The following is a 15,588-nucleotide window of genomic DNA, read 5'->3' on the forward strand; positions in this document are numbered from 1 at the left end:
ATGGCCCGCATTCTTGGCCTCGATTTGGGCAGCCACGCCGTGAAGGGCGTGGTGCTGGAGGCGCGGACGAAGGGACACGCCACCCGGAGCTACGTGGAGGTGCGCCGTGCTCAGGAAGGCGAGCGCGCCGACACGCTGCGCGCCGCGGTGACGGAGCTGCTCGGCAAGCTGCCGCCGGGCCACGCCGACCAGGTGGTGGTGTCCCTGCCCGGCCCCGCGCTCATCACCCACACGCTGACCTTGCCGTTCTCTGACAGCAAGCGCATCGACGCGACGCTGCCGTTCGAAATCGGCAGCCAGCTCCCGTTCGACATCTCCGAGGTCGTCTACGACTACCAGGTCGTCGGCCACAAGGACCTGGAGGGCAAGGAGAAGGCGAGCGACCTGCTCGTCGGCGTGGTGCGCACCGAGGAGCTCAAGGCGCTGCTGGAGGTGCTCGCGGAGCTGAAGGTGGACCCGCGCGTCGTCACGCACCCCGGCCTCGCCTACCAGAACCTGCTCCAGCAGGCGGCGGGGCTCTTCGAGGGCGCGAACGAGGGCGGCGCGGTGGCCATCGTGGACCTGGGCCACGAGCGCACGTCGGTGGCCATCGGCACGCCGGGCACGGGCGTCCGCTTCGCGCGCACGTTCGCCGGCGGTGGCAAGGATTTGAGCAAGGCCCTGGCCACGGAGTTCCAGACGTCGCTGGCGGAGGCGCACCACTGGAAGGAACAGCACGGGGCGCTGGCCAGCGCGGCGAAGGGGCCGGACGCGGAGCGCGCGGCGGCGGCCTTCACCCGGGGGCTCCAGCCGGTCCTGCGCGAGCTGCGGCCCACGCTGAAGTCCTTCACCGCGCGCACCCGCCAGCAGGTGGGCGCGCTGGTGCTGTGTGGCGGCACCGCGCGCATGCCGGGGCTCGCGGAGCAGCTCTCGCGGGACTTGAACCTGCCGGTGCGCGTGCTGGCGCTGCCCGCGGACACGACGGAGGCGATCGCCGCCGACGACCAGCCGACGGCGGCGCAGGCGTACGCGCTCGCGCTGCGAGGCAACGCGACGGGCGCGCGCGCGCCGCGCTTCAACTACCGCCGGGGCGAGCTCGCCTTCAAGGGCGACTTCGACTACGTGAAGGACAAGCTGGGCCTCCTGGCGTCCTTCGCGGCGACGCTGCTCTTGCTGCTCATCGCGTTCGGCGTGGTGCGCAACTCGGTGCTGTCGCGGCGCGAGGCGCAGGTGGACGCGGCGCTGTGCGAGACGACGCAGCGGATCCTGGGGCGGTGCGAGAAGGACTACAACCGCGCGCTCAACATGCTCAAGGGCGTGGAGAGCCCCGCGGCGGCGCTGCCGCGCATGTCCGCGGTCAACCTCCTGGCGGAGGTCACCGAGCACGTCCCCAAGGAAATCCCGGTGAAGTTCGACCGCATCCAGATTGATACCGAGCGCGTCATCCTCCAGGGGGAGACGGACTCCTCCAAGCAGGTGGACACGCTGTCCAACGCGCTCAGGAACCACGCCTGCTTCAAGGAAGTGAAGCAGGGCAAGGTGGAGCGCACGCGGGACGGACAGAAGGTGACGTTCCGTCTGGACGTCCAGGTGCAGTGCCCCGGGGCGGAAGGCGGGGAGAGCTAGTCATGGCCAGACTTCAGGAAGCACTCGCGCCGTTGCAGACGTGGTTCGAGCGGCTGAGCGAGCGTGAGCGGCGCATGGTGGCCATCGCCGGCACGGCGGTGGCGGTGTTCGTGGTGTTCGTGGTGCTGATGACGTTCGCCAACAGCGCGTCCGGCTACCGCAAGCGCACCGAGGACAAGCTGGGCAAGCTCCAGGAGGTGCAGGCGCTGGCGGCCAGCTATCGCGAGGCCCAGGCGTCGCGGCAGGCCGTGGAGACGCAGCTGACGTCCAGCAACGTGCAGCTGATCACCTACATCGAGGACAAGGCCACGGCGGCCGGGCTGCAGGTGCCCAACATGACGCCCAAGGGCGACGTGGGCATCGGCGACGGGAAGATCATGGAGAGCTCGGTGGAGCTGACGTTCTCCGACGTGGACCTGCGCAAGCTGACGGACTTCATGCGCACGGTGGAGAGCGGGCCGGGCGTGGTGAAGGTGAAGTACCTGCGCATCGAACCGAGGCCCAACGACACGCTGACGGCGTGGACGACGGTGGCCACCTACCGGATGAAGCAATAACCCTATGTCCTCTGACTCCAAGCCCGCTCGTTGGAAGGTCATCCTGGGCTACGGCGCGTTCGCGCTCGTGGCCTTCATCCTCTGCCTGCTGCTCACCTTCCCGTACGAGACGGTGCGCGCGCGCATCATCAACGAGGCGGCGCAGGCGGGGCTGGCGGTGCGCATCGGCTCGCTGCGGCCGGGGCTGTCCGGCGTCACGGCCACCAACGTGCGGGTGAGCAAGCCGCCCCAGCCGTTGAGCGCGGACCTGCTCGGCAAGCTCATCAGCGGCGAGGGCCTGCCGGGCGCGGCGGAGCTGGGCGAGGCGGTCATCATCGACAGCCTGGCGGTGCGCCCCACCCTCTTCCCTCCGGGCGTGGCGGTGCGCGCCAACGCGATGGGCGGGACGGTGACGGCGTCGGTGGGGTTGCTGGGTGACTCGAAGGTGCGCGCGGACATCGACGGGCTCAAGGTCAGCGGCGGCAACCTGCCGGGCTTCCTCGGCGTGGACCTGGACGGCGTCATCAACGGCACGCTGGCCCTGACGCTGCCCAAGGGGAAGAGCCCGGAGCCGGACCTGTCCCTGGCGAACGGGGAGCTGCTGCTCGACACGCAGGGGCTCATCATCAAGGGTGGCAAGGCCTCCATTCCGATGGGCGGTGGCAACTCCATGCCCATGGACCTGCCGCAGGTGGCGCTCGGCGCGCTGGTGGGCCGTATCGACTTCGACAAGGGCCTGGGCACGGTGAAGGAGCTCAAGCTCAAGGGCGAGGACATCGAGGCGCTGGCCACGGGCACGCTGAAGCTGGGCAAGCGGCTGGAGTACAGCGAGCCGGCGATGGATGTGAACCTGCGGTTGGACCCGGAGGCGCAGAAGCGCCTGGGCCTGCTGGCGGCGGGCATCACCATCTTCCCTCCGGACAAGAAGGACCCGAGCTTCAGGGCGGCCAGGCTCGGCGGGTTCCTGAACCGGCCGACGTTCCTGCCCCGGCGGTAGCGGGCGACGGCTCGGGTGCGCCCTTCCCGGGGCGTGGTGGTTGAAGTCAGCGCGCCGGGACGTGTAAAGCGCGGGCGCACAGGAGGGCCGTGGATGCCGGAGCTGGTGTTTTTCCGTCGTGGCGAGGAGGTGTTGAGGGTGGGGGTGGACCGGGCGAGGTTGGTGCTCGGTCGCGGCGAGCAGAGCGACGTCGCCATCCCGGACCCGGAGGTGAGCCGTCAGCAGGTGGCGCTGCTGTGGGACGGCGTGGAGTGCCGGGTGCAGGACCTGTCGGGCAAGGGCACCACGGTGTCCGGCACGTCCATCACCGAGGCGGCGTTGCCGGACGGCGCGGACCTGGCGCTGGGCCAGTGGCGCGCGGTGTTCCGGCTGAGCGGCGGCGGCGAGGGCGCGGAGGTGGCCACCGAGGTGGGGCACACCACGTCCATCCAGGCGCGTGACGCGCAGTCGCTGCGCTGGCAGCCGGCGCAGGTGCGCGTGAAGCAGGGCCCCAACGAGACGGTGCACCGGTTCTCGGGGGACAGCTTCACGGCGGGCAAGGACGCGGGATGTGACCTGGTGCTCCAGGACCGGTTCGCGTCCAGCAAGCACCTGAAGGTGACGCGGCGGGACGGGACGTTCCACGTCGTGGACCTGCGCTCGACGAACGGCACGTGGCTGGGGCCGGTGCGCGTGTTCGAGGCGGAGGTGTCGTTGCCCACCACGCTGAGGGTGGGCGAGACGGAGCTGGTGCTCGAGGCGGCGGCGACGGGCAACCGCAAGGAGCCGACGTCGTTCCACGGCATCATCGGCAGCGACAACGCGGTGAAGGGGCTGTCGGACCTCATCGAGCGGGTGGCGCCCTCCACGGCGGCGGTGACGATTCTCGGCGAGTCCGGCACGGGCAAGGAGCTGGTGGCGCGGGCCATCCACCAGTGCTCGCAGCGGGCCAACCGGCCGCTCATCCCCGTCAACTGCGCGGCCATCTCCAAGGAGCTCATCGAGAGCGAGCTGTTCGGACACGAGAAGGGCTCGTTCACGGGCGCGGCGAACGCGCGCAAGGGCGCCTTCGAGGAGGCGGACGGCGGCACGTTGTTCCTGGATGAGATTGGCGAGCTGCCGCTGGACTTGCAGGCGAAGCTGCTGCGTGCGCTGGAGAGCGGCGAAATCAAGCGGGTGGGCGCCAGCCGGCCGATGCACGTGGACGTGCGGGTGGTGGCGGCGACGAACCTGGACCTGCTGGCGGCGGCGCGCGAGGGCAAGTTCCGCGAGGACCTGTACTACCGCCTCTGCGTGATTCCGTTGCACCTGCCGCCCCTGCGCAGCCGCAAGGGGGACCTGCCGGCGCTGGCGGACCACTTCGTGAAGCTGTACTCGCCGCGAGGGCAGACGGTGAAGCTGTCCGCGTCCGCGATGGACCGGCTCCAGAACCACACGTGGCCGGGCAACATCCGCGAGCTGCGCAACGTGGTGCACCGGGCGCTGCTGTTGCGCAAGGGACCGGTCATCGACGCGAACGATTTGACGTTCGACCAGGAGATGAACAAGGAGACGGGCATCGCGGTGCCCGAGCTGCCTCCGGGGATGACGCTGGAGCAGATGTTGGAGAAGCTCGAGCGGCAGATCGTCGAGGCGGCGCTGCGCCGGTACAACAACAACCGCGAGCGCGTGGCCCGCGAGCTGGGCGTGGCCCGCTCCACCCTGTTCAAGCGCCTGAAGGACTGGGGCCTGACGAAACAGGACGAGCAGGAGTAGGCGTCCCCTCCTCCGTGCCTCGCGGACCTCGCGCGGGGCACGGGGAGCCCGCCTCACCTCCGGAACGAGAGTCCGCTCTCCTTGAGCGCCCGAAGGTACGGCATCGAGCGCATCGGAGGACACCGCAGCACCGCCTCCTGGAACTCGCGTGGAGGCGTGTACCCGTGCGCATCGAGGTAGTGCAGCACCGTCGTGGGCGCGACGAAGACACGCGTCCCATCCGGGACGAAGACGTTCGCGCTGCCGAGTGACACCGTCAGGGAGTCATACGAAAGGGCCCCAGGCCCACCCGAGAAACGGCACAACGAGCACGCGTGCCGCCCGGCGAAGACCACGGGCTGCCACGGCTCCACGCACAGGCGGACGAGCGCCGCGAAGAAGTCCGCGTCCACTTCACCTCGCGGGAAGGGATGCTCGCGCTCCAGCCACCCCACCGCCACCAGCCGGTCGTCCCCGCCTGGAAAATACGCGCACGGCGAGAGGTCCTCGAAATGGGCCATGGTGCCACCCTGCCCTGAAGGGCGAGGTTCGTCGCGTCCGGTGAGAAAAAACCGTCACACAGGCGCGTAGACCCTTTTCGCGGGTGGTTCGTTCCAAGGGAGGTCCCCGCTGGGGTGCCCAGGAGCCCACCCGTGATGCACGCCGCCGCCATCGACCTTCCGCCCCTCACGCAGCTCTACAACGAGCACCGCGCCCGCGCGCTCGCCATCGCCCGCCGTATCGTCGGTGACGCGGATGACGCCGAGGACGTAGTGCAGGACGTCTTCGCCCGGCTCGCATGGAAGTCGCCCGGCTACGGCGGGCGCGCCGCGTGGACCACGTGGCTCCACCGCGTCATGGTCAACAGCAGCATCAACTGGCTGCGCGCACGCAAGCGCCGCGAGCGCCTGAGCCACGAGCCCGCCGAGCCCCTCTCTCCCGAGCGGCAGGCCATGGGCACGCAGATGGAGCGTCACTTCACCGCCGCGCTCGAGGACATCAACGAGCAGCAGCGCCAGGTCCTCTACCTGCGCGAGGTCCGCGGCCTGACGTACCCCGAAATCGCGCGCCTGCTGCGCATCCCCGAGGGCACCGTGAAGAGCACCCTCCACCGCGCCCGGCAGCGCACCTTCGAGCTGCTCGAGGAGCGCGGCCAGCGCCCCTGAGGCACCTACTCGTCGCCCTTGGCGCCGACGAACTGGTCGCCCTTGTCCTTGAAGAGGACGTTGAAGCTGGTGAGCGAGCCGTACACGCGGGTGATGTAGCTCTGCATCTCCACCTTCTCCGCGTCGGACAGCTTCGGGTGCGCGTTGAGCTTCTGCTCGAGCACGCGCAGCCGGTCGCGCACCATGACGACCTTGTGGAACAGGTTGTCGATGGGCAGGTCCTTCGCCTGCAGCTCCGGGTTGCCGGGGACCAGGCGCACCGTGCCGCCCTCCCACTTGCCCGCGAGCGGCGGCGCATCCGTGAGGCCCGATGCCTCCCGGAAGATGTCCATCAGCTCTTCACGCGTCATGTTCAGCCCATCCAGGTCGATGACTTCGTTGGGGTCCGCCACCCGGCGGCGAATCACCACCGGCGCCACGCTCCGGGCAGTGCGCTCGCGCGAGGGGGACTGCGCCGCCGGGGCCACGGCCGTGCCCCGGGGCGCGTACTTGTCACAGATGGGGGCGGACGGCGGGAACATCCCCCGAGACGACTGGAGCCGGCAGGGCCCCACCCACCCCCGGCGCTCATCCACCGAGTGAGGGCTCCACAGCTTGCAGTTGCCACACACCTGCTCTTCCGGCCGGAAGACAGGCAGTGCCAACGAGGTGTCCGCCGGCTCGGTCATCAGCGCGTCTCCCCCGCCACCGGCGGGCCCTTGCGCACGCCCAGCTCCCGCAGCAGGGCGTCCGCGTTCTCCACCTGGTCCAACATCCACAGCACGTAGCGCACGTCCACGTTGACGTTGCGCGCCACCTCCGGGTTGTAGCCGAAATCGTTGGCCACGTTCTCCCAGACGCGGTCGAAGTTCACGCCCACCAGCTGTCCCCAGCCGTTCACCGTGGGGCTTCCCGAGTTGCCACCCGTGGTGTCCGCGTCCGACAGGAAGTTCACCGGCACGTCCTTGAGCTTCTTGTCCGCCCACGCACCATGGCGCTTCGCCTCGGCCACCTTCGAGACGCGCTCGGGCACGTCGAAGGGCTCCTCGCCGGTGTGCTTGGCCAGCATGCCCGACAGTGTCGTCTGCGGCGTGTACACCGCGCCATCCCGCGGCGAGTAGCCCTGCACCTTGGCGAACGTCACCCGCAGCGTCCCGTTGGCGTCCGGCGCCACGGGCTTGCCCGCATGCGCCAGCACCGCCTTGCGCCAGTCGGGCCGCAGCCGCGACGACGCGCCGTCGCGACGGTCCTGCGCCTCGTCGAGCGCCTCCTGCTCACGCGCCAGGTCCAGGCCGAACGCCAGGAGCGGGTCCTTGCGAGCCTGAAGCTGCGCGAGCGTCTCCGTGCCCATCTTCATCCGCTCGGCCAGCGTGAGCACCTGCGTGCCCGCGTACATCGCGTCCACCTTCGCCGCCACATCCTTCTCCACGAACGTCTTGCCGAAGTGCTTGTCCACCGCGGCGATGCGCTCGTCCGCGCCCAGCGCCTGCGCGCGCCGCACGAAGGCCGTCAGGAGCCGCTTCTCCGCGGGCAGGAACACGTTCTTCTGCTCGCGCTCCAGGCGGTCCTTGATGCGCACCTGCTCGCGCTCCATGTACGCCGGGCGGCGCTCCAAATCGGGCTTCGCGCGCTCGGTGGCCAGCCGCGCCAGCGTCACCGCCAGCGACGGCCCCCGGGCGAGCCGGCCCGTGGCGCCGAGCAGGAACTCGCGCTCGAACACCTTCGAGGTGGCCTTCTGCTCGGCGAGCAGGGCCTCGCGGGCCTTCAGCGCCCCACCCCACTTCGCGCTGTTCTTCGTCGCCCAGGCCGCCACGGCCGCCTCGGCCTCGCGCTGCTTCTCCACGATGCGCCCGCGCTTGAGCCCCGCCAGTTGCCCGCCCGCGTTCTTGTGCACGTTGTGCAGGCCCTTGAGCGTGGAGGCCACGGCGATCTTCCCGGCCGGGTCCTTCTCTCCCTCCTCCTCGAGGATGCGGATGGCCTCGCCGAACACGTCGCGCATGCGCGGGTAGAGCCGCGACTGGCGCTCCGCCATCTCCTCCGCGAGCAGCGCGCGGTAGGTGCGGCCCGGGTAGCCCAGCACCATCACGAAGTCACCGGGCTTCACGCCCTCGGGGGACAGCGGGAAGAAGAACTCCGCCTTGTAGGGCACGTTCTTCTCGCTGTACGCCGCCGACGTCCCGTCCGGCGCGGTGTACGCCCGGAGGATGGCGAAGTCGCCGGTGTGGCGCGGCCACATCCAGTTGTCCTCCTCGCCGCCATACTCGCCCACCGCGCGCGGCGGGGCATAGACGAGCCGCGAGTCCTGCAGCTCCACCGCATCCACCAGCGTGTAGTTCACGCCGCCGTCGAAGGTGGACACCTGGCAGCGGGTGGCGGGGCGCTTCTCGCACTCGGCCACCAGTTCCTTCTGCTTGCGCTCGATGGCCTTGAAGCGCGCCGTGTCATCCGCGCCCTCGGGCACCGCCGCCAGCACCTGCGCCGTCACGTCCGTGAAGCTGCGGGGGACCTGCACCCGGGCGCCCTTGCCGGGCAATTCGTCCTTGCGCTCCGTGGCCAGGAAGCCCTGGGTGATGAGGTCACGCTGGGGGGTGCTGTGCTCCTGGATGATGCCGAAGGCACAGTGGTGGTTGGTGATGACCAGGCCCGTGTCGGAGATGAAGGCGCCGGTGCACCCGCCCACATTCACCGCGCCCGCGAGCAGGCCGGTGCCGCGCTTGGGGTCCCACAGCTTCTTGGGGGGCACCTGGAGGCCCTGGGCGCGCAGCCAGGCCGGGTCCAGTTCCAGGACCTGCTGGGGGGTCCACTTCCCTTCCCCGGCGAGCGCCGGGGCAGCCACGAGCGAGAGCAGGAGGAGCGTCTTCTTCATGCCCCATCCCTACCCCGTCCGGCGCCCGCAGGCGACATCCGCCTGAGGTCACGACGCCCCGCGGCAAGCCAGGAGTTTCCCGGGAAGAGGGACCCGACTTAAGTGTTGGGGTGTCCCATGGTGGGGAGGCCCCGGTACCGATGAAGACCGCCAGCGGTGCACAGCTCGATTTCGGCCGCCTGGCCCTCCTGCTCGTCATGCTGGGGGTCGGCTGGTACTTCTGGTACTCGCCCGTCTTCTGGCCCCTGAAGTTGCTGGTGGTGATGATGCACGAGAGCGGGCACGCGCTCGCCACCCTGTTGGTGGGGGGCTCGGTGGACCGCATCCACCTCGCGGCCGACGAGTCGGGCTCCTGCCTGTCGCGCCTGCCGCCGGGCATGCTACGGCAGATCGCCGTGTACTCGGGCGGCTACCTGGGCAGCGCGGTGGCCGGCGCGGGCCTCCTGCTCGCCACCTTCCGCTTCCGGCTGCGTCGGTGGGTGCTGGGGGCCGCGTGTGTGTGGCTGGTCGTGATGGGCCTGCTCTACGCGGGGGACGCCTTCACCCTGGCCTTCTGCGTGGGCACCGCCGCGGTCATGGGCATCGGCGCGAAGTGGCTGCCGGACGGCGCGGTGGACTTCGTCAACCTGTTCATCGCCGCCTTCACCGCGCTGTACGCCGTGTTCGACTTGCGCGACGACCTGTGGAACAGCGCCGTGCGCTCGCGCAGCGACGCGGCCCTGCTCGCGGACCTCACCTACGTGCCCGCCGTCGTCTGGGCCGCCCTGTGGACGCTGCTCGCGGTGGGCCTGCTCTCCATCGCCGCCTACCGCTCGCTCCACGCAAGGCCCCAGGGCCTGCAGATGCCCCCCGTGGGCTCCCGGGCCCGGAGGGCGTGACGGAGCGGCCCTCCCCGACGACCTGACGTCGACGCAGCGCTACCCCACCCTCATCCACCTCAACGGAATGGGAGAACTGGGACGGGCGACGACGGAGTCGGAGCTGTTCACCATCACCACGAAGTGGCGGCCATCGCCCCGTTCGCCACCAGCATCGGCGCACCGCGTGACACGCTCACCTCGTCCTGACGGGCAGCGCGCACACCGGCGGGTCCCAGTCGTACGGCACGCAGGCGTTCTGGGACTGGATGCCCGCCCAGCAACGGATGTAACCGGTTACAGGCCCGCAGCTCCCATGAGGCAAGACAGGCTGGATTCTTCCATCTCCGCCTGAATCGACCCTGGGAGCGACGGGCCTCCCCTTCCAACACGACAGGCATTCTCCAGACGCGCACGGGCACGTGTCGCGCCGACGCGGATGTACGCGCTCGGCGCCGCGACAGCCGCGCCCCAGGTCCAGCGGAACGTGAGTCACGAATTAACCGCTAAACAAAAATTCACTGATTTGTCTGCCACAAAACAGACACGCTATGAGTGCGGGCGACGCGGCCGGGATGGGCCGCGGTCATCCCCACACCCCAGGAGCAGGCAATGAATCTCAAGTCAGTGATGGGTTCACTGGTGTTGGCGTCGCTGCTGTCGACGGGCGCGGCGTTCGCGCAGAACATCGAGCCGGTGCCCGAGCACAACACGGGCGACCTCCCCAACAAGGAAGGTGAGCTGGCGCGCATCCCGTTGAGCAAGGTCCTGCGGGACGCGCCGCGTGAGGACATCGAGCAGGCGCCGGTCGAGGGCTTCCTGCCGGAGCTGCCCATCCTGGTCGACGGCGTGCGCTACACGGCGCAGCAGCTCCAGGAGCGGGACATCCACCTGTCCCACTACGTGCTCGACGGCAACTCCGCGGCGATGGCCGTGGTGCAGGGCTTCCGCACCACCGCGGACCTGACGAAGTACTTCCAGCAGACCCACCAGTTCCCCTCCGAGCAGCCCACCACGGGCATGGCGCCGTGCAACCCCTGGTCGGTCTTCTTCGAGCACTCGTGGTACGGCGGGGCGGCGTTCTCCGTCTACCCGGGCTGGGGCTACAACACGCTGGGCTGGTGGAATGACCGCATCTCCTCCATGTGGAGCACCCAGTGCGGCCGCTGGACGCTGATGACGGAGCACTCCTACTTCGGCGGCCACGTGCTGTGGGTCGGCCGTGCGTGGGCCATCGGCAACATGGGCAGCTACGGCTGGTACACGGGCTTCTGGCCGTTCCGCCGCTGGCACTCGTGGAACGACCGCGTCTCGTCGGTCGCCGTCTACTGGTAGTCCCGTCGTGACGTGAGCGGGCCGGAGGCGTGTCCTCGCGCCTCCGGTCCCGCGTCGACCCAGGCGCTCACTTCCTCGGGCGCATGCGGAACGCGACGAACGAGGCGACGTCCGGGAAGGAGAAGTACGGGTTCTTCTGGCGCACCTCGCCCAGCGCCGCCACCGGGACATCCGCGTAGTCGTGCCCCGGCCACAGGCGCGTGGAGTCCGGGACCTTCAACAGCACCTGCGACAAGGAGCGGTACATCGCCTCCGGGTCGCCGCCGTTCATGTCGCACCGCCCGCACCCGTTGATGAACAGCGTGTCCCCGGACACGAGCGCGTCTCCGGCGAGCAGGCAGTGCGAGCCCGGGGTGTGTCCGGGCGTGTGCAGCGCATGGAACGTCTCGGCGCCCACCGGCACCGCGTCTCCGGGCCCGAGCAGGCGCAGCGCGCCCGACAGCTCGCGCAGCTCCGCGGAGAACTCCACCTCCGCCCGCTGCGCGTAGACAGGCACGTCGTGTCGGGAGAGCAGGTCCGGCAGGCCGTTGATGTGGTCGAAGTGGCAGTGCGAGACGAACGCGCCCGCCAGGCGCTTGCCGTCCTCTTCCACTGCCCGTTCAATCGCATCCACGTCCCACGCCGGGTCCACCACCACGACGTCGGGCGAGTCCGCCGCGCCGACGAGGTAGACGAAGTTGTCCATGGGGCCCAACTTGAGCTGACGTACGTAGGGATTCCGCATCTCTCACACCTCCCGGGGAGACTCTAACGCCCAAGACTTGAAGGCACGGGCGCTTCCCACTTGAATGGACGTCTTTTCCCTGGAGGTCCACACCCCGTGAAGCGCTCTCTGCCGTTGCTCGCCTGTACCCTCCTCGCCGGCTCGAGCGTCGTCGCCAAGGAACGGTCCACTTTCAAGTACACCGCGCCTCCGGACGGCGAGCGTCCGGTCATCGTCGACGCCGTCATCGCGCCCCAGGGCAGCGACTTCGCCATGCGCCTGCGCTTCGACAAGGAGCCGTGGGGCGAGGAATGCAAGAACCGCTGTGCCAACGCCACGCTGCTCATCGACGCGGACTCCAGCAAACAGACGGGCCTGAAGCTCGCGGCGGGGGCGCCGGGCAACGGCGCCGACCTGGCCGTCATCATCCAGGGCGTGCGGGAGTACGCGACGGAGAGCGGCAAGGGCGCCAAGAACTGGCTGCGCGTCAAGGTGCGCCTGCTCAACAACGAGGCGAGCAGCGTGGACGACGGCGAGCTGCTCGCCGAGCTGAGCCACAAGCACGACACCGACCGCATCCAGTCCGATGGGAAGACCGTCTACCTGCTCATCGACAGCACCCACCCGTCCATCCCCGCCGGCCGCAAGGCGCGCGTCGTCTACCAGCCGCCCGGTGGCAAGCCCATCCAGGCCAACGTGACGGGCCTGATTGGCGGAGGCGGCTCCAAGGGCAACGTGAAGATCTTCAAGGACGGCAACTGGGGCAAGGCGCCCAAGGCCGACCCCTGACGTTCCCGTCCCCACACGTGTCGCGTCCTCGGGCCCGCGATGGGCTCGCAGGGCGCGTGCGTCGGGGCCCGTCCGGGGGTGGGGCCATCGAGCGGCGGGTGCCGGGGGGCCATCACGTCATCGCCTCCGGAGGTGCGCGGTGAAGGTGCTCGCGCGAGGCTCCCAGTACTCGCGGCTTCACACGGGTCCGTCGCACCTTCGAGTTCGGGTGCGCGGCTCCCGCTTCGGTGCCGGTGTCGCCGCACTGCTCCTCTTGTCGCCGCTGACAGCCTGTCGGACCGAGCCGCCTCCTCCGAGCTATCTCCGCGTCGATGGGCCGGCCCCGCGGCTCGCGGAGGTCCCCGACTCGCGAGCCCTGCTGGTCGTCTTCTGGGCCACGTGGTGTCCGCCCTGCCGCACGGAGACGCCGCAGCTCGTGTCGCTGGCCGAAGCGCCTCCTGACGCGCTGCGTGTCGTCGTCTTCAGCCACGACACGGACACGAGGGCGGTGGAGACCTTCCTCGAAGGGCCGCCATCCGCCGCGCTCCACCTGCGTCTGGACGAGGGACACCAGGTCGCCCGCGCGTTCGGCGTGGACACCCTGCCCCAGAGCATCCTGGTGGTGGACGGGCGCCTGGTCGCTCGATTCCCGGGGCCTCGCGAGTGGGATTCCCGAGCCATGCGCCGCCTGCTGGAGAAGTTGATCCGCGAGCACCCACCTCGCGCGTCGACCCCGTCGCGTTGACTCTCCGCGAAGACCTCCAGTAAGCCTTCGGGTCGATGCGGTTCCTCCTGCGCACCCTCGCGCTCCTCCTCGTGCTGATGACGGGTGGCGTCTTCCAGACGCTCGCCTTCGCATCGGACACGCACGCGGACTGCGAAGAGGAAGCCGAGGAAGGGGACTGCTCGGACTGCGCCGCGGATTGCGCGCTGTGCCTCTGCTGTCCGCTGAGGGCCGCGCCCGCGCCCCTGCCCTTCGTGAGCCAGGTGGAGGAGCCGCTCGTCCGGCCCCCCATCCACGTCCACCCTGACGTGCTGCTCCCAAAAGGCGTGGGACGCGACATCTTCCAGCCTCCCAGAGGGTGATTCCGCCCCTCACGGGAGACGTGTGTCCAGCGAGTCCCCTTCCCGGGTCTCGCGCGGACGCGCACGTCACCGTGCTGCCCCGCTGAAGCTGAAGCCACCCTCCGCGCACTCCCGCGCGGACATACGCCGCCGGGGTACCGCCCTGGCCGGAGTCATGTCATGCGTTCCCTCCAGACCTTCGTGCTCGTCGTGTCCCTCGTGTCCTTCCCCGTCCTCGCTGCGTCGGCCGAGGAGCCCAAGCCCGCGCAGCAGTCGCAGGCCGCCGAGAAGCCCAAGTGTGAGCACGGCGTGCAGAAGTCGCTGTGCACGCGCTGCAATCCGAAGCTCGCGGCCGTCTTCAAGGCCAAGAACGACTGGTGCGTCGAGCACGAGCGCCCCGAGTCCCAGTGCTCGCTCTGCCATCCGGACCTCGCCAAGAAGGGCGTGAAGTAGATGGGCCCCCGCATCGGTCTCCTGGCGCTGGCGGGGCTGCTCTGTCTCGGCTCCTCGTGCACGAAGTCCTCCCCGCCCGAGGCCGCGAAGAGCACCACCTCCGATGCGGGGCCCTCGTCCCCCGAGGCTCGCGCCGTCACGCTGTGCGAGCACGGCGTGCCCGCGGAGCTGTGCACGAAGTGCGACCCCGACCTCGTCGATGTCTACAAGGCCCAGGACGACTGGTGCGACGAACACGGGCTGCCCGAGTCCCACTGCCGTCAATGCAACCCGTCGCTCACCTTCACCGCCCCGGCCACGCCCGCCGACTGGTGCAAGGAGCACGCGGTGCCCGAATCGAAGTGCACCCAATGCAACCCGAAGCTGGTGGCCGGCTTCATCGCGGCGGGTGACTACTGCCGCGAGCACGGCTTCCCGGAGTCCGTGTGTCCCTACTGTCACCCGGAGCGGGTGAAGGCCGCGGGCGCGGAGATGCCGCTGTTCCCCACGCCCGGCACACGCATCCGACTGGCCTCCGCCGACACCGCGCGGGAGGCGGGGCTCCAGACACATCGACTCCAACGCAGGCACTTCGCGCGCTCGCTGGAGGTGGTGGGCCAGCTCACCTTCAACCAGAACCGCCTGGCGCGACTGTCCGCGCGAGGCGACGCGCTGGTGAGCGAGGTGCGCGTGGACGAGGGCGACGACGTCAAGGCGGGCCAGCCCCTGCTCGCGCTCACCTCTCCTTCCGTCGGACAGGACAAGGGGCGGCTGTCCGCGGCCCTCGCGCGACTGGAGACGGCACGCGCGGCGCTCGCGCGAGAGCAGGAGCTGGTGGAGCGCGGCATCAGCCCTCGCAAGGACTTGGAGCAGGCCCGGGCCGAGCTCGCCGCGGCCGAGGGCGAGCGTGAAGCGGCGCGCGCGTCCCTCAGCGCGGCGGGCGCGTCACAGGGGAGCAGCGAGGGTCTCTACAATCTCTCCGCGCCCTTCGCCGGGACGGTGGTGGCTCGCGACGCGGTGTCCGGCCGACATGTCGCCGCGGGACAGACGTTGCTCGAGGTCGCCGACCTCTCCACGCTCTGGGCCCTGCTCGAGATTCCCGAGGCGGACTCGGCCCAGGTGCGCGCGGGGCAGAAGGTCACCCTGAGCCTCGAGGGTCTTCCCGGAGAGGTCCGTGAGGCCACGCTCACCCGCGTGGGTGCCTCCGTGGACCGCGCCACCCGCACGGTGCGCGCCCGCGTCGAGCTGCCCAACCCCGACCGCGCCCTCAAGACCGGCATGTTCCTGCGCGCGCGGATTCAAGTGGCCGAGGAGCACGAGGCGTTGATGGTGCCCCACTCCGCCATCCAGCGCGCCAAGGGACAGGTGCTCGTCTTCGTGAAGAAGGACGAGGCACTCTACGAGCCTGTCCCCGTGGAGCTGGGCGCGGGCACGCGTGACGAGGTCGAGGTGGTCAAGGGCCTGCGGCCCGGCATGGAGGTCGTCACCACGGGCGCCTTCCTGCTGAAGACCGAGGTGCTCAAGGACTCCATCGGCGCGGGCTGCTGCGAGGAAGGAGGCCCGTAG

Annotated in this window: 16 protein-coding genes; 12 read left to right on the forward strand and 4 right to left on the reverse strand. The window is 70.0% G+C overall.

Annotated features, from left to right (window positions below; all coding sequences use genetic code 11):
* From pilM to VZQ01_RS03855, 4 genes are all read left to right on the forward strand, one after another.
* A complete protein-coding gene (gene pilM / locus VZQ01_RS03840) occupies nt 1-1,605 on the forward strand; it encodes a pilus assembly protein PilM (protein WP_223783087.1) in 1,605 nt (534 codons plus the stop codon).
* 2 nt (nt 1,606-1,607) lie between these two features.
* Entirely contained in the window at nt 1,608-2,162 is a 555-nt protein-coding gene (locus tag VZQ01_RS03845; RefSeq protein ID WP_223746636.1) for a type II secretion system protein M, read from the forward strand.
* Between the two features lie 4 nt (nt 2,163-2,166).
* On the forward strand, nt 2,167-3,138 hold the full coding sequence (gene gspN, locus VZQ01_RS03850) for a type II secretion system protein GspN (RefSeq protein ID WP_046712754.1): 972 nt from the start codon (nt 2,167-2,169) through the stop codon (nt 3,136-3,138).
* A 93-nt stretch (nt 3,139-3,231) separates the two neighbouring features.
* A complete protein-coding gene (locus VZQ01_RS03855; RefSeq protein WP_426746926.1) occupies nt 3,232-4,872 on the forward strand; it encodes a sigma 54-interacting transcriptional regulator in 1,641 nt (546 codons plus the stop codon).
* Nucleotides 4,873-4,925: 53 nt separating this feature from the next.
* On the opposite strand, the gene VZQ01_RS03860 is transcribed toward VZQ01_RS03855, so the two are convergent.
* Nucleotides 4,926-5,372: a DUF7919 family protein gene (locus VZQ01_RS03860; protein WP_426746927.1), complete on the reverse strand. Its 447-nt coding sequence runs from the start codon at nt 5,370-5,372 to the stop codon at nt 4,926-4,928.
* A gap of 135 nt (nt 5,373-5,507) precedes the next feature.
* Between VZQ01_RS03860 and VZQ01_RS03865 the strand changes: the two genes are divergently transcribed.
* A complete protein-coding gene (locus VZQ01_RS03865; protein ID WP_141323075.1) occupies nt 5,508-6,017 on the forward strand; it encodes an RNA polymerase sigma factor in 510 nt (169 codons plus the stop codon).
* 5 nt (nt 6,018-6,022) lie between these two features.
* Here VZQ01_RS03865 and VZQ01_RS03870 read toward each other — a convergent pair whose 3' ends face one another.
* Together VZQ01_RS03870 and VZQ01_RS03875 are read right to left on the reverse strand one after the other, a co-directional pair.
* A complete protein-coding gene (locus VZQ01_RS03870) occupies nt 6,023-6,685 on the reverse strand; it encodes a DUF8685 domain-containing protein (RefSeq protein ID WP_426746928.1) in 663 nt (220 codons plus the stop codon).
* The gene (locus VZQ01_RS03875) at nt 6,685-8,862 is read right to left on the reverse strand and encodes a S46 family peptidase (protein ID WP_426746929.1); all 2,178 of its coding nucleotides are present in this window, start codon (nt 8,860-8,862) and stop codon (nt 6,685-6,687) included. The genes VZQ01_RS03870 and VZQ01_RS03875 overlap by 1 nt, the downstream gene beginning before the upstream one ends.
* Nucleotides 8,863-9,002: 140 nt before the next feature.
* Here VZQ01_RS03875 and VZQ01_RS03880 point away from each other — a divergent pair, with 140 nt between their 5' ends.
* Together VZQ01_RS03880 and VZQ01_RS03885 are read left to right on the forward strand one after the other, a co-directional pair.
* The gene (locus VZQ01_RS03880) at nt 9,003-9,740 is read left to right on the forward strand and encodes a M50 family metallopeptidase (protein WP_046712749.1); all 738 of its coding nucleotides are present in this window, start codon (nt 9,003-9,005) and stop codon (nt 9,738-9,740) included.
* Between the two features lie 591 nt (nt 9,741-10,331).
* A complete protein-coding gene (locus VZQ01_RS03885) occupies nt 10,332-11,054 on the forward strand; it encodes a hypothetical protein (RefSeq protein WP_223746631.1) in 723 nt (240 codons plus the stop codon).
* A 67-nt stretch (nt 11,055-11,121) separates the two neighbouring features.
* On the opposite strand, the gene VZQ01_RS03890 is transcribed toward VZQ01_RS03885, so the two are convergent.
* Nucleotides 11,122-11,778, reverse strand: coding sequence for an MBL fold metallo-hydrolase (locus VZQ01_RS03890; RefSeq protein ID WP_141323050.1), 657 nt, complete (start codon nt 11,776-11,778; stop codon nt 11,122-11,124).
* A gap of 96 nt (nt 11,779-11,874) precedes the next feature.
* Between VZQ01_RS03890 and VZQ01_RS03895 the strand changes: the two genes are divergently transcribed.
* The 5 genes from VZQ01_RS03895 to VZQ01_RS03915 all read left to right on the forward strand — a co-directional run bounded on the left by VZQ01_RS03895 (nt 11,875) and on the right by VZQ01_RS03915 (nt 15,588).
* Nucleotides 11,875-12,546, forward strand: a complete 672-nt coding sequence (locus VZQ01_RS03895) for a hypothetical protein (protein ID WP_223746630.1) — start codon at nt 11,875-11,877, stop codon at nt 12,544-12,546.
* A 208-nt stretch (nt 12,547-12,754) separates the two neighbouring features.
* Nucleotides 12,755-13,270 carry a TlpA family protein disulfide reductase gene (locus VZQ01_RS03900; RefSeq protein WP_426746930.1) on the forward strand — a complete coding sequence of 172 codons (516 nt, stop codon included), beginning with the start codon at nt 12,755-12,757 and terminating at the stop codon, nt 13,268-13,270.
* Nucleotides 13,271-13,305: 35 nt separating this feature from the next.
* Entirely contained in the window at nt 13,306-13,611 is a 306-nt protein-coding gene (locus tag VZQ01_RS03905) for a hypothetical protein (protein WP_426746931.1), read from the forward strand.
* 159 nt (nt 13,612-13,770) lie between these two features.
* Nucleotides 13,771-14,043 (forward strand): hypothetical protein, encoded by a 273-nt coding sequence (locus VZQ01_RS03910; RefSeq protein ID WP_426746932.1) that lies wholly within the window; start codon nt 13,771-13,773, stop codon nt 14,041-14,043.
* Nucleotides 14,044-15,588 (forward strand): efflux RND transporter periplasmic adaptor subunit, encoded by a 1,545-nt coding sequence (locus tag VZQ01_RS03915; protein ID WP_426746933.1) that lies wholly within the window; start codon nt 14,044-14,046, stop codon nt 15,586-15,588. It abuts the gene before it with no gap.

The organism is Myxococcus faecalis (assembly GCF_050039385.1).
GTDB lineage: Bacteria > Myxococcota > Myxococcia > Myxococcales > Myxococcaceae > Myxococcus > Myxococcus fulvus.